17 protein-coding genes are annotated in these 21,923 nt (G+C 68.4%); 5 read left to right on the forward strand and 12 right to left on the reverse strand.

The window, feature by feature from the left end; genetic code table 11:
- Positions 1–28: 28 nt before the first annotated feature.
- The 9 genes from C1927_RS17890 to C1927_RS17930 all read right to left on the reverse strand — a co-directional run bounded on the left by C1927_RS17890 (position 29) and on the right by C1927_RS17930 (position 11,402).
- Positions 29–364 (reverse strand): hypothetical protein, encoded by a 336-nt coding sequence (locus C1927_RS17890; protein WP_079223344.1) that lies wholly within the window; start codon positions 362–364, stop codon positions 29–31.
- A gap of 3 nt (positions 365–367) precedes the next feature.
- Positions 368–1,411 carry a S41 family peptidase gene (locus tag C1927_RS17895; RefSeq protein ID WP_079223345.1) on the reverse strand — a complete coding sequence of 348 codons (1,044 nt, stop codon included), beginning with the start codon at positions 1,409–1,411 and terminating at the stop codon, positions 368–370.
- Between the two features lie 13 nt (positions 1,412–1,424).
- Complete coding sequence (locus tag C1927_RS17900) at positions 1,425–2,456, reverse strand: S41 family peptidase (RefSeq protein ID WP_079223346.1); 1,032 nt, start codon at positions 2,454–2,456, stop codon at positions 1,425–1,427.
- 91 nt (positions 2,457–2,547) lie between these two features.
- The gene (locus C1927_RS17905; RefSeq protein ID WP_108747370.1) at positions 2,548–5,568 is read right to left on the reverse strand and encodes an autotransporter domain-containing protein; all 3,021 of its coding nucleotides are present in this window, start codon (positions 5,566–5,568) and stop codon (positions 2,548–2,550) included.
- Positions 5,569–5,754: 186 nt separating this feature from the next.
- Positions 5,755–6,822 (reverse strand): heparan-alpha-glucosaminide N-acetyltransferase domain-containing protein, encoded by a 1,068-nt coding sequence (locus C1927_RS17910; RefSeq protein WP_108747371.1) that lies wholly within the window; start codon positions 6,820–6,822, stop codon positions 5,755–5,757.
- On the reverse strand, positions 6,822–7,970 hold the full coding sequence (nagA, locus tag C1927_RS17915; protein WP_108747372.1) for an N-acetylglucosamine-6-phosphate deacetylase: 1,149 nt from the start codon (positions 7,968–7,970) through the stop codon (positions 6,822–6,824). The genes C1927_RS17910 and nagA overlap by 1 nt, the downstream gene beginning before the upstream one ends.
- Entirely contained in the window at positions 7,970–8,998 is a 1,029-nt protein-coding gene (locus C1927_RS17920; protein WP_108747373.1) for an SIS domain-containing protein, read from the reverse strand. The genes nagA and C1927_RS17920 overlap by 1 nt, the downstream gene beginning before the upstream one ends.
- A gap of 7 nt (positions 8,999–9,005) precedes the next feature.
- Positions 9,006–10,073 (reverse strand): LacI family DNA-binding transcriptional regulator, encoded by a 1,068-nt coding sequence (locus C1927_RS17925; RefSeq protein ID WP_079223351.1) that lies wholly within the window; start codon positions 10,071–10,073, stop codon positions 9,006–9,008.
- Positions 10,074–10,112: 39 nt separating this feature from the next.
- Positions 10,113–11,402: a sugar MFS transporter gene (locus tag C1927_RS17930; protein ID WP_079223353.1), complete on the reverse strand. Its 1,290-nt coding sequence runs from the start codon at positions 11,400–11,402 to the stop codon at positions 10,113–10,115.
- Between the two features lie 375 nt (positions 11,403–11,777).
- On the opposite strand from C1927_RS17930, the gene C1927_RS17935 reads away from it, so the two are divergent.
- From C1927_RS17935 to C1927_RS17945, 3 genes are all read left to right on the forward strand, one after another.
- On the forward strand, positions 11,778–12,794 hold the full coding sequence (locus tag C1927_RS17935; protein WP_079223355.1) for a glucokinase family protein: 1,017 nt from the start codon (positions 11,778–11,780) through the stop codon (positions 12,792–12,794).
- A 150-nt stretch (positions 12,795–12,944) separates the two neighbouring features.
- The gene (locus tag C1927_RS17940; RefSeq protein WP_108747374.1) at positions 12,945–15,569 is read left to right on the forward strand and encodes a TonB-dependent receptor; all 2,625 of its coding nucleotides are present in this window, start codon (positions 12,945–12,947) and stop codon (positions 15,567–15,569) included.
- A 127-nt stretch (positions 15,570–15,696) separates the two neighbouring features.
- Positions 15,697–18,045 carry a family 20 glycosylhydrolase gene (locus C1927_RS17945; protein WP_108747375.1) on the forward strand — a complete coding sequence of 783 codons (2,349 nt, stop codon included), beginning with the start codon at positions 15,697–15,699 and terminating at the stop codon, positions 18,043–18,045.
- A gap of 85 nt (positions 18,046–18,130) precedes the next feature.
- Here C1927_RS17945 and C1927_RS17950 read toward each other — a convergent pair whose 3' ends face one another.
- Positions 18,131–18,523 carry a hypothetical protein gene (locus C1927_RS17950; RefSeq protein ID WP_108747376.1) on the reverse strand — a complete coding sequence of 131 codons (393 nt, stop codon included), beginning with the start codon at positions 18,521–18,523 and terminating at the stop codon, positions 18,131–18,133.
- Positions 18,520–19,704, reverse strand: a complete 1,185-nt coding sequence (locus tag C1927_RS17955) for an SAM-dependent methyltransferase (protein ID WP_108747377.1) — start codon at positions 19,702–19,704, stop codon at positions 18,520–18,522. Before C1927_RS17955 ends, C1927_RS17950 begins: the two co-directional genes overlap by 4 nt.
- 58 nt (positions 19,705–19,762) lie before the next feature.
- Between C1927_RS17955 and C1927_RS17960 the strand changes: the two genes are divergently transcribed.
- The gene (locus C1927_RS17960) at positions 19,763–20,500 is read left to right on the forward strand and encodes a pteridine reductase (RefSeq protein WP_108747378.1); all 738 of its coding nucleotides are present in this window, start codon (positions 19,763–19,765) and stop codon (positions 20,498–20,500) included.
- 58 nt (positions 20,501–20,558) lie between these two features.
- Here the strand turns inward: C1927_RS17960 and folK are convergent, their stop codons facing one another.
- On the reverse strand, positions 20,559–21,044 hold the full coding sequence (gene folK, locus C1927_RS17965; RefSeq protein ID WP_108747379.1) for a 2-amino-4-hydroxy-6-hydroxymethyldihydropteridine diphosphokinase: 486 nt from the start codon (positions 21,042–21,044) through the stop codon (positions 20,559–20,561).
- 93 nt (positions 21,045–21,137) lie between these two features.
- On the opposite strand from folK, the gene C1927_RS17970 reads away from it, so the two are divergent.
- Positions 21,138–21,887 (forward strand): 20S proteasome subunit A/B, encoded by a 750-nt coding sequence (locus tag C1927_RS17970; RefSeq protein WP_108747380.1) that lies wholly within the window; start codon positions 21,138–21,140, stop codon positions 21,885–21,887.
- Positions 21,888–21,923 lie beyond the last annotated feature (36 nt).

Raw genomic sequence — 21,923 nt, forward strand, 5'->3', positions numbered from 1 at the left:
CAGGCTGTCACTTTAGCAGGACGGGGCCTCAGGCCAGATAGCCCTGCCGCCACATCCACCCGGCCACCGCCAGGCCAGCCACCACCACCAGCATCACCGGCAGGCCGAAGCGGTGGCGGAACGGGATCGGCACCCCGCCCAGCTGCTGGTCCATGGTGTCGGTATCCAGCAGCCAACCATGCCCGCAGCCAGTGCAGGCCAGCTCGTAGCGGCGCTGGTAGACGAAGCCGAACAGCAGATCGATGCGCGCCATGCGGTAGCGCAGCCGCGGGGTGAAGCCGGTTTCGGTCTGGCAGCGCAGGCAGTGATGGGCCTCGGTCGGGCCGACCACCACCACCCGTTCCTGCTGGCCGATCATCATCATCGGTCAGCCGTCTTTGCAGGCGGGCTGGGCCAGCAGCCAGGCCTGCGCGGCGGCCAGGGTTGCCGGTCCGGTGGCCGTGGTCTCGTCGGGCTGCAGCTTCGCACCGTCACCCTGTCCGTTGCGATCAGCCATCACATTGTGGGTCAACAGCAACGTGGTGCCATCCACCAGTGTCACGGGCCGATTGCCGGTGGAAAAGCCTGCGCTGGGTTGGCCGAAACTGCGGCTGCCCGCCTGCCCGCGGAATGCCAACGCCACGGCTTCACCTGAACTCGCGGTGCGTGCACCGATCAGCACCGCGACCGGAGCGCTACCTGCGCGCAGGCGATAGGCGGCCTGCCGCGAGCGCAGCCCCTGCGTGCCGTCCTGCCGGACTTCACCTTCCCCTTGCCGCCACCACTGCAGGCCATCGGCACTGCGGAAAGCGCCGATCAATGCCCCCTGGGCATCCGGTGTTCCCTGCAGCAACGGCAACAACCCCAGCAGCATGGGCCACATGTTGCCGCCACCGTTGCTGCCTGCATCCACCACCCAGGCGCAGCGCGTGCCGTCATCCAGATCGACAATGCGCTGCTGCAGCGCCAGCGCGTAGGCCTTGCGCGCGTCATGACGCTCCTGCTCGCTGCGCTGCAGATCCTCCACGAACGGGCCGACCTTCAGCACGCCAATGCGGGCATCGACGGCCGGGGATTCTGCCAACGCAGCGCCCTGCCCGGCATTCAGGCGCTGGGCGCGGCCGGAGCGTTCGCGCTGCTGGCTGGGCGATATCCATCGGCCATGTCCACGGCTGCTGCGCGTGGCCGCTTCATCCAGCACGCGGCGCTGCTGTACACGGTCATCGCCTGCGGCGGCCAATCGCGCGCGCACATCGTTCCAGTCCACGCGATCGCGGTACAGGGCCTGTGTTTCCAGCAGGTGCAGCATCTGTTCCCGCGCTTCGGCGGAAGGCAGTTCCACGCTGTCAGCCGGAGCCGCGAAGGCCGGGCCCATGCAGGCGATCAGGAGGGCGGCGCCGACGACGGCGCGCGCGGGGAAACGTGAGTTCATTGTTGAATCCTTGTCAGCGTATGGCGCACGCCGGCTGTGCCAGCAGCCAGGCCTGTGCAGCGGAAATGGTGGCGGTGTCGCTGCGGGTGCGCTGATCCGGCGTGATCTTCAGTCCATCGCCGCGGCCGTTGCGGTCCTGCATCACGCTGGTGGTCAGCACCAGCGAACTGCCGTCGACCAGAGGACGCACCACGTTGGCGGTGGACACGCCTGCGGTCGGCTCGCCGAAACTGCGCGTCTGCGGCCGGCCGCGGAAGGCCAGCACCGTCGCTTCGCCGGCACTGGCTGTGAGCGGCCCGACAAGGACAGCCAGGGGCGCACCCAGCTGCTTCGCTTGATAAGCAGACTGGCCGAGGTCAACGATCACATCCGCACCAAGACGTACATCTGAAGGCGTGGAATGCCAGAGCATCGGTCCATCTGCTTCAGCGAACGCGCCCACGATCTCGTCAGCGACGGCGGTGCTCCTCAGCAGCGGCGCGACGCCCAGCAACATGGGCCACATGCTGCCACCGGTGTTTCCACGCAGATCCACGATCCACCCGCAGCGGCTGCCGTTGTCCTGCTCACGGATGGTCGCCTGCCAGCGCGCTGCGCGATCCTGCATCTGCTGCTGCGCGACCGGGCCAGGAACAACGGAGAATCCGCCGACGTCCACCCAGCCAATGCGCGGATCCAGGCGCGGTGCAGGGACAGGGGCGCCCACTGCGCCAGGCGCGGCAGTGCGGGCGGCGTTGACGCGACCGAGCCGCTTCCCTTCCGCCCGCATCCGCTCCGCGCTGATCCAGGCGCCGTGCCCGCCCGTGCTGCGGCCGACGGCTTCCTTGAGCACGTCACGGATCTTTTCCGGGTTGCCCTGGGCGGCACTCAAGCGCGCTCGCATCTCCGGCCAGTCCACGCGGTCGCGGTACAGCGCCTCGCGTTCCAGCATGTCCAGCAGTTCGATGCGCGCCTGTGCGGTGGGCAGTTCGATGGCTGCAGCGGGGGCGGCCAAGGCCATGGCGCAGAACAGTGCCACAGCCATGACGCGCAGATCGACGTACATTCGACGTTCCTTCGTCGTGGGTTACAGAAACAGCATACGCGCCTGCGGCGGGTATTGCGTGCATACCACCACCGCCGGGCAAGGCCCGGCGCTACCAGTCCGCGCGCAGGCCGATGTTGCCTTCGATGATGCGGCGCTTCTCGTTCCTGTCGCCGCCCAGTTCGCGCGTGTAGTCGGCCACGGCGTAGGCGCTGATCGTGCGGTTGAAGCGCGCGACCACACCGGCGCCGGCTTCCAGCGCGCGTGAGCGCTGCGAATTGATGATCGTGTCGCTGTCGAACTGGATGCGATCCTCGCCCGCGCGGCCGTGCCAGTAGTTCACCTTGAAGTACGGCTGCCAGCCGTTGTCGGCCAGCTGGTAATCGCCGGCCAGGCGCAGGCCGATGCGGCCGGTCCAGGCGTTGTCATTGTCGAAGCGCACGGCCGACACCAGGTCGCGCTGGTCATCCAGCGAACTGCGCTGCCAGATCACCTGTACCTGCGGCTCCAGCCACCAGGACGACTGCCCGAACTGCAGCAGGGGCTTGCCCGCTTCCAGCGACAGCGTGGTGCCGTCGCCCTTGACGTCGATGCCGAGCCCGCGCGAGGACCGCGTGCGGCCGTCGTAGCGGCTCTGCATGGCCACGGCGTCGAGGTAGCCGCCTTCGCTGCCGGTCAGGGTCCAGTACAGGCCCACGTGCTTGTCATCCAACCGGCTCTGCCCGACCTCCACGTTTTCCCAGCCCAGCGCCGTGCCGAGGGTCTTGCCCTGCGCGCGCGTGCGGCCGACGAACACGCCGATCTGGTTGCGATGGTGGTCGCCCGCGCCGGCCCACAGGTCCAGGCCGGCCTGCACGCCCATCACGTCACCGTCGAAGCCCGGCTGGGCATCGCCCTTCCACTGGATGTCGCTGCTCTGCCCCACCAGCCGCCCCCAGGCGGTGCGGAAGGCGCCGTTGCCGTAGAGCAGGCGCTGTTCGCCCTGGCGCTCGTGGAAGGTACCGAGGCTGGCCAGCGAGGTCTCGCGCAGCAGCGGGGGGACGACCGCGTAGGCGGCGGTTTCCAGCCGGTACAGCGGTACCACGTCGCCCTGTGCCGGGCGCGCACCGGGGCTGGGCGGAATGGCGCCGGCGCCCGGCAGACTGCTGCCGGCCACCGGTACGTCGGGCACGGCCGGGTCGCTGGGCGGCGCCACGGGCGCGGGCTCGGGCGGCGGTGGCGGCGGTGCGGCTTCGCCCGCGGTCAGGTCCGGATCAACCGCGCCCTCTGGCGGCGGCGGAGGTGCGGGCGTGATCGGCGGCGGCGGAGCGACATCGGGCGTGGGCGGTGGCGGCGTGGCGGTGCCGCTGCCGTTCGGGGCCGGGGTCGGGCCCGCCACCAGGGTTGAACGCAGGTACCAGTTCTCGCCGGTACCCGCACTGACACCACCCTTGAACAGGAAATACTCATAGGCGCCCGCCGCGACCGGCGCGAACAGCGAGAACGCATTGGCCGCAGTGGTCCCCCCATTGAGCGCCTGCACCACCAGGATGCCGTCGGCCAGCGTGGCTGCGCCGCCCCCGCCGGCATTGAGGATGCCGATGCCGGTGGTGCCGCTGGCACTGCCGCCGTCGATCACCAGGCGGTCGCTGGTCGATCCATCGCCCGCCAGCACCGTGCGCAGGTACAGGCCGCCGCCCTCGCCGCGGTAGTTGCCGCAGATGCTGAAGACATCACCGGCACCGCTGCCGGTCAGGTCGATGCGGCCGGCGTTGACCACATCCACCAGCGCGCCGGCAGCGAACGGCCGCAGCGCATGCGCGCCGTTGCCGGCGTAGAGCGTGCTGGTGTCGTCCAAGGTAAGCGTACCGGTGCCAGTGCCGCTGTCACCCAGCACCAGGTCACCATCGAAGGTCAGCTCGGTGCTGCTGGCCAGGCTGATCGCCTCCCAGTTCTGGAAGCGGGCCACGCCGGTGGTCTTGACGTTGTTGAAACTGAGCCGGTCACTGCCGCTGCCGCCATCGAACAGCGGCACTGCGCCCAGGTTGGCCTGGTTGAGGTTGCTGAGCGTGGCCACGTCGTCGTCGGGCCCGCCATCGATGGCGCCGTAGACGATGCCGCCGCCATTCCAGTTGAAGGTGTCGTTGCCGGTGCTGAGCAGTACCTGGCCGCGCACGGTGCCGTCGGTGATGGTCACGCTGTCGTTGCCACCACTGACGCTGATGTTGCCGCCGATGTAGGCGGTGCCGGAAATGATGATGGTGTCGGTGTCGAAGCCGGTGACGACGTTGCCGTCGACGGTGCCACCGGACTGGTCCCACAGATTCTTGTCCAGCTTCATGTTGACCCGGCCGATGCGGCCACCGGTCATCCAGGCCTGGTCGCCATCCTCGAAGGCGCCGATGATGCGGCCGCCGCTCATGCGGAAGGTATCGATGTTGTCGCCCTGCTGCAGGGCGCCCAGCGTGCCGCCGGTCATGACGAAATCATCGCGGCCACTGCCCTGCGTCACCAGCCCGGTGACCGTGCCGCCACTGACGGTCATCTGGTCATCGCCACTGCCCTGGTCGACGCGGTCGACGGTGCCGCCGCTGAGCAGCAGCACGTCGTTGCCATCGCCCTGCAGCACGCCGCCGCTGATGCTGCCATCGAGCATCTCCAGGCGATCGTTGCCGGTACCGAACTGCACGCCGGTAAGGCCGGTGAGGGTGCCGCGGTTGACCAGCACGCTGTCACCGGCGCCGACGAACTGCAGCGCGGTGTTGTTGCCGGCGCTGATGCTGCCGAGGTTGTCGACGCGGCTGCCGCCGCCCAGTTGAACGGCAATGCCGCCTGCCGAACTGATCGCCCCCTGGTTGCCGAGCTGGTGGCCGCCGGCACCGACCAGGGTGATGGCACTGCCGCCGCCGCTCTGCTGCAGTTGGGCGCCACTGGCGACGGTGACGGTGATACCGGATTCGCCGCTGGCGCTGACCGGCACGGTCTGCGGGTTGGGTGCAGCGGCACTGCAGGTGACGGTCTGCCCGGTGAGCGGAGCGACGCTGTCGCAGCCTGCCCAGGCGATGGGCACGGTGGCGGCCAGTGCGGCGGGAACGGCCAGGGCCTGCAGCAGGCAGCGGGTCAAGCGGCGCGGACGCGGTGCGGCAACGGACATACGGCACTCCTGGATCGGGAAGTCAGGAATTGCGGATATGGACACTGCGGGCGCCGCTGGGGCGCCATGAAGGGTTCAGGTGTGACGTTATGCCGGAAGCATCACAGTGCGAGTGTGAAATCGCGCGGGCATCACGTGGCGTGCATGTGCATGAAGGCGTTCAGGCCAATCCAAGGACAGGTGCCCTCAGATCTTCAAGTAGATGCGACGCCGGTCCAGCCACCACGCCACGCCCCACCACAGGGTGACGAACGCCAGCGCCTGCAGCATCGACGCCAGCGCCAGTGCCTCGGGCAGCGCGGTGGACAGCTGCTGCCACACCCAGCCCCAGGCGCCGGTCGCCAACAGCAGCACCGACATCACCGAGGCGCCGAGGTAGGCGGTGATGGCATTGACGCCGAAGCGGCGGCCCAACGCGGGCCAGCCGCGGCGGTCGATCAGCAGGTGCGCCAGCCACAGCGCCAGCGCGGCCAGGCCGCCGGTCCACAGCACATAGCTCGGCGTCCACAGCTGCTTGTTGAGCGGCAGTACGCTGGCCAGCAGCAGGCCCAGCACGGCCGTCGCCACGCCCAGGCCGGCCAGTGCGCCCGCACGCCCATGGCGCAGCAGGGCCCCGGCCAGCAGGCCCAGCACGGTGCTGGCCAGCGCGCCGAGGCTGCTCAGCAGGCCTTCCGGGTCGTGGCCGAGGCCGGTATCGGCGTGCCACTGGTAGATGAAGGGCGCGAACAGCGTGGTGTCCAGGCGGCTGGCGGGGTTGGTCCACGGTGCCAGATCGCCGATGCCCAGCAGCAGCACCGTATAGCCCACCAGCAGCGCCACCAGCAGCGCGGCCTGCACGCGTGGCCGCGCATACACCGCCACCACGCCGACCACCGCCGCACACAGCGCAATGCGCTGCAGGACGCCCCAGATGCGGAAGTGATGCGTGTGCAGCGCCCACCACACCAGCAGGTGCAGCAGCACGCCGGCGATGGCGATGCGCAGCGCGCGTTCGAGCACGCCCTTGGCCAGCGCTGGGCGCGCCAGGGGATCCTGTGCACGCGGTGCCACGCTGAAGGCCATCGACACGCCCACCAGGAACAGGAAGAACGGGAACACCAGGTCGGTGGGCGTGCAGCCATGCCATTCCGCGTGGCGCAGCGGCGCGAACACCGCACTCCAGTCACCGGGATTGTTGACCAGCAGCATCGCCGCCACGGTGAGCCCGCGCAGGGCGTCGATCGAGCCCAGCCGGCGTGGCGGCGCAGTGTTCATCAGGCCGCCTCGTACTGTCCGGCGATCCAGGTGCCACGCACCTGCAGGGCATCGTCCAGCAGCACCAGGTCGGCCTGGTAGCCTTCGGCAATATGGCCCAGGCGGTCATCCACGTTGAGGAACTGCGCCGGGTAGGTCGATGCCATGCGCGCGGCCTCGGCCAGCGGCTGGCCGAGCAGCTGCACGGTGTTGCGCACCGCGGTGGCCATGTCCAGCGCCGAGCCCGCCAGTGCGCCGGCGGCATTGCGCACGACGCCGTCGACGGCGGTGATGGTTTCGCCGTACAGCACGTAGCTGGGGTCATCGGCACCGACCGGCGGCATCGCGTCGGTCACCAGCAGCAGGCGGCCGCGCGGCTTGGCGGCCAGCGCCACGCGCAGGCTGGCCGGGTGCACGTGCACGCCATCGACGATGATGCCGATCCAGCTGTCGCGGTCTTCCAGCGCTGCACCGACGGCACCGGGCTCACGCCCCTGCAGCGGCGACATCGCGTTGTACAGATGGGTGAAGCCGCGCACGCCAGCATCCAGGCCATCGCGGATTTCTTCATACGTGCCTGCGGTATGCCCGGCCGCGACGATCACCCCGCGCTCGACCAGCGCGCGGATGGTCTCAAGCGGCACGCGTTCCGGCGCCAGGGTCAGCAGGGTCACGCCGTTGTCCAGCGACGCGGCCAGGGCGATTTCCTCGGCATCGGGCACGCGGAACTTGCTGGCGTCATGGGTGCCCTTGCGCGCCGGGGCGATGTACGGGCCTTCCAGATGGATGCCGATCACGCCCGGCACCGCCTGTGCGATCGCCTCGCGCATCGCCGCGATCGCTTCGCGCATCACCGCCACGTCGTCGCTGATCAGCGTCGGCAGCAGTGCCGTGGTGCCGAAGCGCCGGTGGGCCTGCGCGATGGTGCGCAGCGAGGCGACATCCGGGGTGTTGTTGAACAGTGCACCGCCACCGCCGTTGACCTGCACGTCGATGAAGCCCGGCAGCAGCCAGCCGCCGCCGAGGTCCACCTGCTCGTCGGCCTGGCCCAGCTGCGGGGCGGCATCGGGCAGCAGCGCGATGATGCGGCCGTCTTCGATCACCACCGCCAGGTCGTCGCGGAAATCATCGCCGGTGAGGATGCGGGCGTTGCGCAGGACCGTGGCCATCAGACCGTCTCCGTGACCTTGTTCAGGTGCGGCGGCAGATCGGGATTGAAGCCACGGCGGATCGCCAGTGCGTTGATGGCGCGGTAGAAGCTCTGCACGGTCAGCAGCGGTGCGCACAGCGGGTGCGGCGCCACGGCCACCGGCAGGTCGCCACCGGCGCCGGCCAGCCACACCTGGGCACCGCGCGCACTGAATTCCTCGACCACCGCGCGCGTACCGGCACCGGTTTCATCAGGCTGGGCGAAGGCCAGCACCGGGAAGCCGCGGCCGACCAGCGCCATCGGGCCGTGCTTGACCTCGGCCGAGCTGTAGGCCTCTGCATGCAGGCTGCAGGTTTCCTTGAACTTCAGCGCCGCTTCCTGCGCCGCACCGAGGCCGAGGCCACGGCCGAGCACGAACAGGTTGGTGGCATCGACCAGGCCATCGGAGACCGCGCTCCAGTCGCACTGCCACGCGGCACGCAGCGCATCGGGCAGCAGGTCCAGCGCGGCGCGCAGGCTGCTGTCCTGCTTCCAGTAGGCGGCCAGCTGCAGCAGCGCGGCCAGCGAGGCCAGGTAGCTCTTGGTCGCCGCCACGCTCTTCTCAGCACCGGCATGCAGCGGGATGACCGTGTCGGCCAGCTGCGCCAGCGGCGAATCCTCGACGTTGACCAGGGCAACCACGCGCGCGCCGGCGGCCTTGGCGGCCTCGGCATTGCGCAGCAGGTCCGGGCTCTTGCCCGACTGCGAGATGACGATGAACAACGCACCGCGCAGCTGCAGCGGTGCGGCGTAGACCGAACCCACCGACGGCGATGCCGAGGCAACCACCAGGCCCAGCTGGGTTTCCAGCAGGTACTTGCCGTAGGTGGCGGCATGGTCGGAGCTGCCGCGCGCGCAGGTCACCACGAACGGCGGCGGTGCCGCGCGCAGGCTGGCGGCCAGCGTTTCCAGGGTGGCGTGGTTGCGGGCGAACTGGCGGGCAACCACGTCGGCCGCTTCAGCAGCCTCGGCGAACATCAGGGTGGCGGTGGGGTCGGACAGCGACATGGCGGACTCAGGCGGGATCGGAAGGAAGGGGGCGCACGCTGGCCGGGCGCATCGGTGCGGTGGAACCGCGCACCACCAGCTGCGGCACGAAGCCCTGGTTCTGCAGGGCGGCGGGGGCATCGTCGTAGGCATCGCTGCGCAGCTGCGCGATCAGCAGGCGCGCGGCATGGCGGGCGATGTCCTCGGTGGCCTGCTTGGCGGTGGTCAGCGGCGGCCACGACTGGCGCGAGAACGGGCTGTCCTCGAAGCCGGCGATGGACAGGTCGTAGGGCACGTTCATGCCGGCCGACTTGGCCGCCGCCAGCACGCCGGCAGCGATTTCATCGTTGGACCCGAAGATGGCGGTGGGCGGTTCGCGCAGCGCCAGCAGGCGGCGCGCCCCCCGGAAGCCATCGTCGAAGGTGTAGTCGCCCTGCACCACCAGGTGCTTGTCCACGGTCATGCCGTAGTCCTTCAGCGCGGCTTCGTAACCGGCATAGCGCTCGCCCGAAGACCGGTGCGAGGAGCCACCCCAGAGGAAGCCGATGCGCTGGTGGCCGAGCTGGATCAGGTGCTCGGTGACTTCGTAGGCGGCCTCGCGGTCGTCGACGAACACGCAGGCGCCATCGGCCGGATCCTCGGTGGCGGCGATGATGCGCACCAGCTTGATGCCGCGCGCGGTCAGCGTCTGGATCAGGTCGCGGCGCTCGGACATCGGCGCGGTCAGCACCAGCCCGGCCAGGCGCGAACGCTGCACCCAGTCGGCCAGTTCATCGGCCAGCATCGGCGAGCTCGAATCACACGGATGGATCTGCAGGCCGAAGCCGGTTTCGCGGCAGGCGGCGAGCACGCCGTTCTGCACGCCGATGATGTGGTACGGGTTGGGGTTGTCGTACACCAGCCCGATCACGAACGTGGTGCCGCTGCGCAGGTTGCGCGCCGACGGATCGGGTTCGTAGTCGAGTTCGGCGATGGCCCGCAGCACCCGCGCACGGGTGGCCTGCATCACCGACGGTTCGTTGTTGATGACCCGCGACACCGTCTTCAGCGAGACCTTGGCCTTTTCGGCAACGTCCTTGATGGTCGCTCTGCGCATCGGCTTTTCCTGGGGTTGGCTGCCGTCCATCATCGCCGATCAGACCTTGTCCTGCGGCAGGCCGGCGCGATGGCCGATCACCGAGTAGAACAGGATGTACAGGTAGCACGGCACCATCAGCAGGACGAACACCAGCTGGAAATCGATGTGCTGCTTGAGCACCGCGAACAGCTGCGGAATGATCGCGCCGCCGGCGATGCCCATCACCAGCAGGGCCGAGCCGGTTTCGGTGAAGCGACCCAGGCCGCGGATGGCCAGCGGGAAGATGGCCGGCCACATCATCGCGTTGGCAAAGCCCAGCAGCGCCACGAAGGCCACCGAGACATAGCCGTGGGTGGCCCAGGCGCCCAGGCAGAACAGCACGCCCAGCACCGCCGAAATGGTCAGGTAGCGCGACTGCGACACCACTTTCGGAATCAGCAGCAGGCCGACCACGTAGCCGATGAGCATGGCGAACAGGGTCAGCGAGGTGAACATCTTGGTCTGGTCCAGCGGCAGGTTGAAGCCGTGGCCATAGGTACCGATGGCATCGCCGGCCATCACTTCCACGCCGACGTAGACGAACAGGCACAGCACGCCCAGCCACAGGTGCGGGAACTGGAAGATGCTGCGGCGTTCGGCAGCGCCCGCTGCCTTCGGCGTGGCATTGGCTTCGGACGGCTTGATTTCCGGCAGCGGCGAGAACAGCACCGCCACCGCCAGCACCACCAGCACACCGGCCATGGCCAGGTAGGGCGCGTGGATCTTGGCGGCGAATTCGTTGAGCAGCTGCGCCTTGGTGGCCTCGTCGGCAGTGGCGACGGTGGCCGACAGATCGCCGATGCCATGCAGCACCAGCGTGCCGATCAGCACCGGTGCCAGCATGCCGGCGATCTTGTTGCAGATGCCCATCAGCGCGATGCGGCGCGCCGCCGTTTCAATCGGGCCGAGGATGGAGATGTAGGGATTGATCGCGGTCTGCAGCAGGGCCAGGCCGCTGCCGATCACGAACAGGCCACCGAGTGCGCCCGGGTACCAGCGCTGCGTGGCGAATTCACCGAACAGTGCCGCGCCGCCGGCCATCACCAGCAGGCTCAGGCTGAGCCCCTTCTTCATGCCGGTGCGGCGCAGGATCCACGACGACGGCAGGGCCAGGAAGAAGTAGGACAGGTAGAACACCATCAGCACCAGGAAGGCACCAACTTCGCTGAGCTCGAAGGCCAGCTTGACGAAGGTGATCAACGGGCCGTTGAGCCAGGTGAAGAAGCCGATCAGGAAGAACAGCACGCCGACGATGGCGATGGAGGCGGCAACGTTCGGGCGCGCGCTTGCAGCAGTGACGGCGGACATCGGGTGGGCTCCTGCGGCGACCACCGCAGGAGGCGGTGTCGGAGAGTGGCTGGGAACAACGTTGTCACATTCTTTCGATGGACCACAGCGGTTTGTCAACTTGATTGCACGGGCCCGATGCGGGCGTGCTGCACTGCGCAAGGCAACACCCGCGATCCGCGCTGAATGCGCTCTGGCCCTAGAGGCCCATGGCGCAACGGCTTTCGGGTTAACGCCAGGTCAAGACCATGTAAACGTTTACCGTGTCTCTCATTCGTTGCGGCGCAGCAACGAAAGTGTCACGAACTCGTTGACATCGTTGTCAGCGCAGTTACAGACTCCGCCCAATCGCCAGGCCTTTCGTGGGTCCGGCCCTCACCTGCAGCAGGAGCCCGCGTGACCGCCAGCCACCCCGCCCCGGCCCATGTCCTGTCCCGAGTCGCGCCCTCGTTCCTGGCCGCCGACGTCGGTGGCACCCATGTGCGCGTGGCCCGGGCCCAGGCCAGCGGCGACGAGGCACATCCGGTGCAGCTGCTGGAATACCGCAAGTACCGCAACGCCGACTACGCCGGCCTCAGCGCGATCCTCACCGACTTCCTCGGTGACAGCGCGCGGCCCAGCCAGTGCGTGGTAGCCACCGCCGGCTTCGCCCGCGAGGACGGCACGGTGATCACCGCCAACCTGCCGTGGCCGCTGTCGGCCCGCCAGGTGGAAGCGGACGTCGGGCTGCAGCACGTGCACATCGTCAACGACTTCGAAGCGGTGGCCTATGCCGCGGCGCAGGTGGATGCCAGCGGCGTGCTGCACCTGTGCGGCCCCGAGACCGCACCGCGCGGCCCGACCCTGGTGGTCGGCCCCGGCACCGGCCTGGGCGCCGCACTGTGGATCCCCACCCCGAACGGCCCGGTGGTCCTGCCCACCGAAGCCGGCCAGCCGACGCTGGCGGCCAGCACCGAACTGGAAATGGCGATCGTCCGCCACATGCAGCGCGACCGCGCGCACGTGTCGATCGAACACGCGCTGTCCGGCCCCGGCCTGATGAACCTGTACCGCGCCATCTGCGCGCTGCAGGGGCAGGCACCGGTGCTGGCCAGCCCGGATGCGGTGACCGCCGCAGCGATGGCCGGCACCGATGCCCTGGCGCGCCAGGCGCTGGATGTGTTCTGCGGCCTGCTCGGCAGCACCATCGGTGACATGGCGCTGTTCTATGGCGCACAGGGCGGTGTCTACCTGGCCGGCGGCATCCTGCCGCAGATCCGCGAATACCTGCATGCCAGCACCTTCGTCGAACGCTACCTGCAGAAGGGGCCGATGGGCGAAGCGCTGGCACGCATCCCGGTGAAGGTGGTCGAGCACGGGCAGCTGGGCGTCATCGGCGCCGCCAGCTGGTTCCTGCTCCACGCCAACGCCTGAACCGCAGTACGCAGCAAGCAGTACGCAGCACCGCAGTACGCACGACGCACTGGAATCGCACCATCGCGCCCGGCAGCCCCTGCTGGCGCCAGGCATGACCTGCCATTCGTTCGCCGCCGACAACGCACATCAGTGATGAGGAGAGACATCATGAACACCCGCAAGACTCTGCTTTCGGCAGCCATCGTCGGCTGCCTCGCCTTCTCGGCGCACGCCCAGCAGGCCACCCCGCAGGACCTGGACACCGTGCAGGTGGTGGGCATCCGCGCCAGCCTGGAAAAGTCGCTGGACACCAAGCGCAACAACGTCGGTGTGTCCGAAGCGATCACCGCCGAGGACATCGGCAAGTTCCCGAGCACCAACGTTGCTGAAGCGCTGTCGCAGATCCCGGGCGTCACCCTGGACCGCCGCTTCGGCCAGGGCGAGCGCGTCAGCATCGACGGCACCGACCCCAGCCTCAACCTGTCCTTCCTCGACAACCACCCGGTGGCGCAGGCCATCTGGCTGTATGGCGAGCAGCCCAACCGCGGCTTCGACTACACGCTGCTGGCCCCGCAGATCCTGGGCCGCGCCGAGATCATCAAGTCGTCCGAAGCGCGACTGACCGAAGGCAGCCTCGGCGGCACCGTGCTGATGCACACCCGCCAGCCGCTGGACCTGAAGCAGAACGAAGTGGCCGCCTCGGTTGGCTACAGCTACAGCCAGCAGGCCAGCGAAGGCAAGCCGAACGCTGCCGTGCTGTACAGCTGGAAGAACAACGACGAAACCTTCGGTGTGGCCGTGTCGGCCCAGCATTACGAAGAAGCCGTCGACCGCCAAGGCAAGGAAGTGTTCGGCTACACCAAGGCCAGTACCTTCCCCAACGCCACCGGCGTGGCCGCCGACGTGGACGTGCCGAACTCGTTCAATGCCGCCTGGTTCCAGCAGGAACGCAAGCGTGACAGCGCCGTGGTCAACCTGCAGTTCAAGCCGACCGACGAGCTCGAGTTCAACCTGAGCGGCATGTACATCAAGGAAAAGTTCGACAACTACAACCAGTCGCTCTATTCCTTCCTGACCTGGAACCCGGGCACCGTCAACGCCGTCAACCAGCTCGGCGACGTGCGCAATGGCGTGGCCACCAGCGGCCACTCCAACCCCAGCGCCATCGCCAACAGCGGCACGCTGATCTATGACAACAACGTGCGCCTGTCCGAAGTGGTCACCAAGGGCGTGGACCTGCGCGGCGCCTGGAAGGGCGAAAGCTGGGGCGTGACCGGCCAGGCCGGCCAGAGCAAGTCCGACAACAAGAACCTGGCCCAGTACTTCATCGAGCCGTTCTACAACGGCGGCTACAGCTGGAACATGGACAAGGGCATCACCTTCGATGACCCGGCAGGCGCCCGCGACCCGGCCAACTGGGGCTCGGCCGGTGGCTGGTTCGGCAACAACGGCGTGTTCTCCACCGAGAGCAAGGACACCTACGCCCAGCTCGACTTCAACGTCCAGTTCGACAGCATCTTCAACCAGCTGCAGTTCGGCGTGCGCCACGGCAAGCACGATGAGGCCTTCACCCTCAACGTGTACGGCGGCGTCACCCCGGGCACGCTGGCCGACGTGGGCACCATCGGCCTGACCGACATCCAGGGCTTCACCAACGACCAGGGCCACCACGTGCAGGCCGGCCGCAACAACGTGCTGAACTGGGTGCGCAACAGCCCGATCGACTACAGCAACCCCGATCCGGCCAGCTACCTCAACAACAGCTGGGCGCTGACCCAGACCAACAACGCGGCCTACGCGCAGCTGAACTTCTCCAACGGCCCGCTGCGCGGCAACCTGGGCGTGCGCTACGTCGATTCCAAGACCGAAGGCAGCGGCTTCGTCTACGGCGGCACGCCTACCCTGACCGACCTGGACAGCAAGTGGCAGACCCGCACGAAGAAGGAAGACTTCGTGCTGCCGTCGTTGAACGTGGCCTGGGACACCGACAACGACTGGGTGTTCCGCTTCGCCGCGGCCAAGGTGATCGCCTGGGCGCCGTACAACCAGATGGTCAACAACACCTTCCTCAACGACACCACCCTGACCGGTTCGGGCGGCAACGCCGATCTGTCGCCGTATGAGTCGTGGAACTTCAACGCTTCGGCCGAGTACTACTACGCGCCGCAGGCGGTGGTGGCCTGGTCGGTGTTCTACAAGAAGATCGACAACTACATCGATACCTCGGCCACCATCGAGCGCCAGTACAACTCGATCCGCGATACCTCGCCGGCCACCTGGGCGAACATCGTCGGTACCAACGGCTGCACCGCCGACGGCTACTGCGATTACAGCATCCAGCGCCCGCGCAACGCCGGCAGTGGCCACGTCAAGGGCTTCAACATCAGCTTCCAGCAGCCCTTCGGCGAAAGCGGCTTCGGCCTGACCGCCAACTACACCTACGCCAATGGTGAGAACAACACCGGCGATCCGCTGCCGTACCAGTCGCGCAATGCCATTGCCTTCAGCCCGTACTACGAGAAGGGCCCGATCAATGCGCGCCTGACCTATAACTGGCGTGACAGCTACCTGGCCGGCGGTTACGTGGCCGGTGCCGCCCCGTCCAGCGTGGACGACTACGCGGAACTGGGTGCCAGCTTCGGCTACACCTTCAACGACAACTGGTCGCTGACGGTGGACGCGCAGAACCTGCTGGACGAGACCTACTTCCAGTACCTGGGTGACAAGGAACACCTGGCTGGCAAGTACAAGAGTGGCCGCCGCTACATGGCCACCCTGCACTTCAAGTTCTAAGACTGCACCAGCTGCACATCGCGACGGGCCCGGATTTCCGGGCCCGTCGTACGATGGGAGACCGGAATCGCCGCCTGCGCGGCGGCCACGCGCGGCACAGCGAGCCGCCCACCACAGGAGTGAGACGATGCGACCCTTCCCCCTTGCCAGCATGCTGCTGGGCCTGGCGCTGCTTCCCGCCGCCGCCCAGGCGGCCGATCTGCCGGCACTGGATACCGGCCCCGGCCCGCAGCTGCGCGCCGGCAGCCTGATGCTGATCCCCGCGCCGGCCAACGTGCAGCGTGGCAATGGCGCCGGCATCACCGTGGCCGCAGGCACGGCCCTGCACGCCGACAGCGAAGCCGAGCAGCGCGTGGCAGCCCAGTTCGCCGACCTGCTGGCGCGCAGTGGCGGCCCGCGCCTGGCGCTGGCCAGCGGCAAGACCGCTGCCCGGGCCGCTGGCAAGGGCGGCAGCATCCGCTTCCAGATCATTCCCACCTTCCGCGACAGCGGCGAGGGCTACACGCTGGAGAGCACCGCCCAGGGCGTGCTGGTGCAGGCCGGCAACGAGACCGGCCTGTTCTACGGCGCCACCACCCTGGCCCAGTTGGCCACCGGCGGCAGCCAGGGCGTGCTGCCGGCCGTGCAGATCCAGGATGCGCCGCGTTTCAGCTGGCGCGGCTTCATGCTCGACTCGGCACGCCACTTCCAGAGCCTGGATGAAATCAAGCGCGTGCTCGATGCCATGGCCGCGCACAAGCTCAACACCTTCCATTGGCACCTGACCGATGACCAGGGCTGGCGCATGGAGATCAAGCGCTACCCGAAGCTGACCGAAGTGGGCAGCTGCCGCCTGCCGGCCGGCGATGGCGGCATCGATCCGGTGACGAAGCAGGAATACCCGTACTGCGGTTTCTACACGCAGGAGCAGATCCGTGAAGTGATCGCCTATGCCGCCGCGCTGCATATCCAGGTGATTCCGGAAATCGACGTGCCCGGCCACGCCACCGCGGCGATCGCGGCCTACCCGGAACTGGGCTCGATCAGCACGCCGCTGAAGCCGATCAGCGAATGGGGCGTGTTCCCGAACCTGTTCAATGTCGAGGACGGCACCGTCACCTTCCTGGAGAACGTGCTGGAAGAAGTGATCCAGCTGTTCCCCGCCAAGTACGTGCACGTGGGTGGCGACGAGGCGGTGAAGGACCAGTGGATCGCATCGAAGCAGGTGCAGCAGCGCATGCGCGAACTGGGCATCAAGGATGAGATGGCCATGCAGAGCCACATCATCAAGCGCCTGGAGACCTTCCTGGAGGAACACGACCGCCGGCTGATCGGCTGGGACGAGATCCTCGAAGGCGGCCTGCCGCCGCAGGCCACGGTGATGTCCTGGCGCGGCACCGAAGGCGGCCTGGCTGCAGCCAGCAGCGGCCACGACGTGGTGATGTCGCCGGTCAGCCACCTGTACCTGGATTACCTGCAGACCGGCTCGCCGAACGAGCCGCCGGGCCGCCCGGCGCAGGTCAACCTGGCCAAGCTGTACGCCTTCGAGCCGGTGCCGGCCGAGCTGGCCGCCGACAAGCGCGGGCACATCCTGGGCCTGCAGGCGAACATGTTCACCGAGCACACGCGCAGCTACGCACGCCTGCAGCACAACCTGTTCCCGCGCCTGGCCGCCGTGGCCGAAACCGGCTGGAGCACGCCGGAGCAGCGCGACTTCCGCGATTTCCTCGCCCGCCTGCCCGCGCAGCTGCAACGCTACCGCGCCTGGGGCCTGGCCTATGCGCAGACACCGTTCGAAGTGGGCGTGGCCCATACCGACGACCGCGCCGCGAACACGGTGACCGTGTCGCTGGCCAACCCGCTGGGCTATGAAGTGCGCTACAGCACCAACGGCAGCCCGGTGACGGCATCCTCGCCGCTGTACCAGCAGCCGCTGACCCAGCCGGTGCCGGCCACCGTGCAGGCGGCCGCGTTCTTCCAGGGCCAGCCGCTGGCCGCCGCACCGACGGTGGCCTCGTTCACCGCGCAGTCGCTGCTCAGCCGCCACAGCCAGGAACTGCGCAGCTGCGTGGGCGAAAAGGGCCTGGTGCTGCGCCTGGAAGACGACGGCCCGCGCGAAGGCGCACGCACGGTGTTCACCGTGGACATCTTCCAGCCGTGCTGGCGCTGGCCGTCGGCACAGCTGGACGGCATCGGCAGTGTTGAAGTGCGGGCCGGGCGCATTCCGTACTACTTCCAGCTGGCCCACGACGAGCCGGCGCGCAGGTTCGAGAAGGCCAGGAGCCGCAACGGCGAGATGCTGGTCCGTCGCGGTGACTGCACCGGCAAGGTCGTTGCCCAGGTGCCGCTGCCGGCCAACACCGATGAGAATGGCTTTGTCACCCTGCGCGCGGCGCTGCCGAAGGGGATCTCGGGTCGCGACGATCTGTGCATCAACTTCACCGGCGATACGCGCCCGGCGATGTGGGTGCTGGATGAGATGACGCTGCAGAAGTAACGGCATCCACGCATGGCGTGGATCTACTGGCCCGGGGTCGGATCCCTTTCCGTAGGAAAGGGCTCTGACCCCAAGCGCGGTTACCTCAGCCCCGCCAGCGCAGCAGGATGTCGCGCAGCGGGGTCAGGGCGGTCGTCAGGCCCGACAACACGCCGATCGTGTTGGCCAGTGCATCCATCGGGTCGGCGCTGCGGTTGCTGGTCAGCGCGCCCTGCGCGAACTCGATGCCCACGCCCATCAGCACCAGGCCCACGCCCGCCCACAGCAGCGGCGTACCACGGCGGAACAACTGCACCGCGCTGCCGGACAGGATGAAATAGGCCAGGAAATGCTCGACCTTGTCGCCGTTCTGCGGCAGGTCGATCGGCGGCGGCGGGATCAGGCAGACCACGATCACCACCAGCACTGCCAGCAGCCACAACGCCGTCCACAGCCGTGGGCGACGCAGCGGCTTGATCACCGGCAACGCCGCACTCACAGGCGCCAGCTCAGGTCACCCAGCTCGAAGGCCGGTTCGAAATCCACCTCGCGCTGCAGGCCGATCACCTGGAAGCGCTCGCCCATCTCGGTCGGCAGGGTCAGCTTCTTCACCTGGTCGCGCAGCTGGATGCGGCCCACTTCATCGGTACGCTCCTCGGCCAGCACCAGCACCTGGTCCAGCCCGTTGCCAAGCAGGAAGCTGGCCTGGCTGCAGTAACCGGCAAGCTCGAAGCCACCGTGCAGGCCCGCTTCGGCCATGGCGGTGAAATCCACCGACGCAGTGATGTCCTGCAGCCCCGGCCAGCGGTACACCTCGTTGTGCACGTGGTGGCGGTAGAACGCACGCACGGTGCCATCATCGCGGTCGTGCTGGTAGAACTCGCCGCGGTTGTAGCCATAGTCGACGAACAGCATTGCGCCGCGCTGCAGGCCGCCGGCCACCGCCTGCAGCCAGTACGGCAGCTGCGGCAGCACTTCGGAGCGGTAGCCATCGGCGAAGGGCTTTTCCAGATAGCGTTCCAGGTGCCGCACCGCGCCGTTGAGCAGCACGTCGGCCGGCTGCGCGCCGCGCATGAAGTTGCCGTCGCCATCCAGCTCGACGGTTTCCTCGTAGACCTCGCCGTCCTTGATGAGGAAACGCGGGGTCGGCAGCGCGTCGATCACCTCGTTGGCGAATACCACACCGTCCCAGTCATCGTCGAACGGGCGGTCGACCCACTCCACCCGGCCGGCCAGCTCGGCCGGCAGGTTCTGCTGCAGGCGCTGCTGCTGGCGCTGGCGCAGATCGGCACTGGGTTCGAGGATGGCGTAACGCGCCGGCAGCGCGTCCAGTTCGGCCAGGCGCAGCAGCACGGCCTCGGCGAAAGCGCCGGTGCCGCCGCCCAGTTCCAGCATGCGCGCGTGCGCATCCAGCTGGGCGAACACCGGGGCCAGCGCGTTGGCCACGCTGCCAGCGAACAGGCTGCCGAGCTCGGGCGCGGTGGTGAAATCGCCACTGCCGCCGAACTTGCTGGCGCCGGCGCTGTAATAGCCCCAGCCGGGGGCGTAAAGGCACAGCTCCATGAAGCGCGAGAACGGGATCGCCCCGCCCTGCGCAAGGATTTCGGCACGCAGGGCGGCCGCCAGCTGGTCGCTGTGGGCCAGGGCGTCGGCTTCGGGCAGGGGGAAGGTGGGCTGCATGGTGTCTTCGAATGCGGTGACAATGGTGCACAGGATAGCCGAGCCTTGGAGGACCCTCATGAGCGACACCGCCCCCGTGGCCCTGATCACCGGCAGCGCCCGCCGGATCGGTGCGGCCATCGCCCGCCAGTTCCACGCCTGTGGCTGGTCGGTGGTGCTGCACGCCCACACGTCCAGCGCCGAGCTGCAGCAGGCCGCGTTCGACCTGGAGAACATCCGCCCGGGCAGCGTGCTGGCCCTGCAGGCCGACCTGCGCGACGCCGATGCCCTGTCCGATCTGGTGGAACAGGCCGTGGCCCACTTCGGCCGCCTGGACGCGCTGGTCAACAACGCCTCCAACTTCTTCCCCACTCCGCTGGGCCAGGTCACCGCCGCGGCCATGGACGAGCTGTACGCGGTCAACGCCCGCGCGCCGCTGCTGCTGTCACAGGCCGCCGCACCCTACCTGCGCCGGCAGCAGGGCTGCATCGTCAACCTGACCGATCTGCACGGCACCGACCCGATGCGCGACCACATCGCCTACACCATGGCCAAGGCCGCGCTGGAAATGGCCACCCGCTCGCTGGCACTGGAACTGGCCCCGAAGGTGCGGGTGAATGCCGTGGCGCCGGGCGCGATCCTGTGGCCGGAACAGGGCAAGGACGATTTCGCCCGCGAGGCACTGCTGGCGCGCACGCCGCTGGCCCGCATCGGCACCGTCGAGGAGATTGCCGAGGCGGTGTATTGGCTGGTGGCCGAGGCCAGCTTCGTCACCGGCCACACCCTGCGCGTGGATGGTGGGCGTACGGTCAGTTGACATGTTGCCGGCCAGCGGCCGGCACTACCGGTAGCGCCGGCCGCTGGCCGGCGACCCTTCATCCCAGGTCCACGACCTCGAAGGCTTCACCATGCTGCTTGTGCGCCCGCCACAGCGTGGCCAGGTCCTGGCCGCTCACCGGATCGATGAAGTCCGGCGCGATGTCCGCCAGCGGCTTCAGTACGAAGGCGTGCTTCAGTTCCGGGCGCGGGATGCGCAGATGGCCGGGGCCTTCCACCACCAGGTCGCCGTAGAACACCACGTCGATGTCCAGCGTACGGTCGGAGAAGCGCGGCCCGCTGCGGTCGCGGCCATGCGCGTCTTCCAGCGCATGCAGCCAGTCGTCCAGTTCCTGCAGCGGCAGATCGGTCTGGATCGCCACGCCATTGTTGAGGAAGGCCGGGCCATCGAAGCCGACCGCGGCAGTGCGATAGGCCGGTGAGACCTGCAGCGCGCCGAAGCGCTCGCGCAGGGCCGTCACCGCGGCGTGGAGGTAGCGGCGAGGCTGGACGTTGCTGCCCAGGCTCAGGAGCACGGTGGTCATGCGGTTCCGGTGACGGCGATCAGGTGGGGGGTGGGCATGCCGTCGTCACGGCGGCCTGCCTACAATCCGGGATGCACATGATAGGACACCCACATGACCTATTGCGTTGGAATCGAGGTGGACGAAGGCCTGGTCTTCGCCGCCGACACCCGGACCAATGCCGCGCTGGACGATGTCCGCGTGCACCGCAAGCTGCACGTGTTCGAGTACCCCGGCGAGGCGACCTTCGTACTGATGGCCGCGGGCAACCTGGCCACCACCCAGCTGCTGGTCTCACGCCTGCAGCGTGATGCCGCCGAAGAACGAACGCCCAACCTGCGGCAGATGCGCCATCTGTTCGAAGCCGCCGCCTACGTCGGCGCGCTGCTGGTGGACAGCCAGGTGAAGTGCCAGCACACCGAACACGGCCACGACGGCGTCAACACCCAGGCCACGCTGATCTTCGGCGGGCAGATCGCCGGCGAGCAGCCGGGGCTGTACATGGTCTACCCGCTGGGCAACGCCATCGCCGCTTCGCCGGAGACGCCGTACCTGCAGATCGGTGAATCCAAGTACGGCAAGCCGATCCTCGACCGCATCGTCAGCCCGGCCACGCGGCTGGAAGATGCCGCGCGCACCGCGCTGCTGTCGCTGGATTCGACCATCCGTTCGAACCTGTCGGTGGGCCTGCCGATCGACATGGTGCTGCTGCGCAAGGGCGAACTGCAGGTGAGCCAGCAACTGCGCTTCACCGCCGATTCGCCGCTGTATGCCGATATCCACAACAACTGGTCGCGGCGGCTGGAACAGGCGGTGGCGAGCCTGCCACGGTTTCCATGGGAGGCGCCCGGCTCCGACGCGTGACACCGCCGGGCATGGCCCGGCGCTACCGGGTCAAGT

The sequence above is a fragment of the Stenotrophomonas sp. ZAC14D1_NAIMI4_1 genome (genome assembly GCF_003086775.1).
GTDB lineage: Bacteria > Pseudomonadota > Gammaproteobacteria > Xanthomonadales > Xanthomonadaceae > Stenotrophomonas.

Bases quoted from the DNA above. Each gene is read 5' to 3' on its own strand.
- C1927_RS17925 (WP_079223351.1), bottom strand. From the start codon at position 10,073: ATGCGCAGAGCGACCATCAAGGACGTTGCCGAAAAGGCCAAGGTCTCG.
- C1927_RS17900 (WP_079223346.1), bottom strand. From the start codon at position 2,456: ATGTACGTCGATCTGCGCGTCATGGCTGTGGCACTGTTCTGCGCCATG.
- folK (WP_108747379.1), bottom strand. From the start codon at position 21,044: ATGACCACCGTGCTCCTGAGCCTGGGCAGCAACGTCCAGCCTCGCCGC.
- C1927_RS17960 (WP_108747378.1), top strand. From the start codon at position 19,763: ATGAGCGACACCGCCCCCGTGGCCCTGATCACCGGCAGCGCCCGCCGG.
- C1927_RS17910 (WP_108747371.1), bottom strand. From the start codon at position 6,822: ATGAACACTGCGCCGCCACGCCGGCTGGGCTCGATCGACGCCCTGCGC.
- C1927_RS17970 (WP_108747380.1), top strand. From the start codon at position 21,138: ATGACCTATTGCGTTGGAATCGAGGTGGACGAAGGCCTGGTCTTCGCC.
- C1927_RS17905 (WP_108747370.1), bottom strand. From the start codon at position 5,568: ATGTCCGTTGCCGCACCGCGTCCGCGCCGCTTGACCCGCTGCCTGCTG.
- C1927_RS17955 (WP_108747377.1), bottom strand. From the start codon at position 19,704: ATGCAGCCCACCTTCCCCCTGCCCGAAGCCGACGCCCTGGCCCACAGC.
- C1927_RS17920 (WP_108747373.1), bottom strand. From the start codon at position 8,998: ATGTCGCTGTCCGACCCCACCGCCACCCTGATGTTCGCCGAGGCTGCT.
- C1927_RS17945 (WP_108747375.1), top strand. From the start codon at position 15,697: ATGCGACCCTTCCCCCTTGCCAGCATGCTGCTGGGCCTGGCGCTGCTT.
- C1927_RS17930 (WP_079223353.1), bottom strand. From the start codon at position 11,402: ATGTCCGCCGTCACTGCTGCAAGCGCGCGCCCGAACGTTGCCGCCTCC.
- C1927_RS17895 (WP_079223345.1), bottom strand. From the start codon at position 1,411: ATGAACTCACGTTTCCCCGCGCGCGCCGTCGTCGGCGCCGCCCTCCTG.
- C1927_RS17940 (WP_108747374.1), top strand. From the start codon at position 12,945: ATGAACACCCGCAAGACTCTGCTTTCGGCAGCCATCGTCGGCTGCCTC.
- C1927_RS17890 (WP_079223344.1), bottom strand. From the start codon at position 364: ATGATGATGATCGGCCAGCAGGAACGGGTGGTGGTGGTCGGCCCGACC.
- nagA (WP_108747372.1), bottom strand. From the start codon at position 7,970: ATGGCCACGGTCCTGCGCAACGCCCGCATCCTCACCGGCGATGATTTC.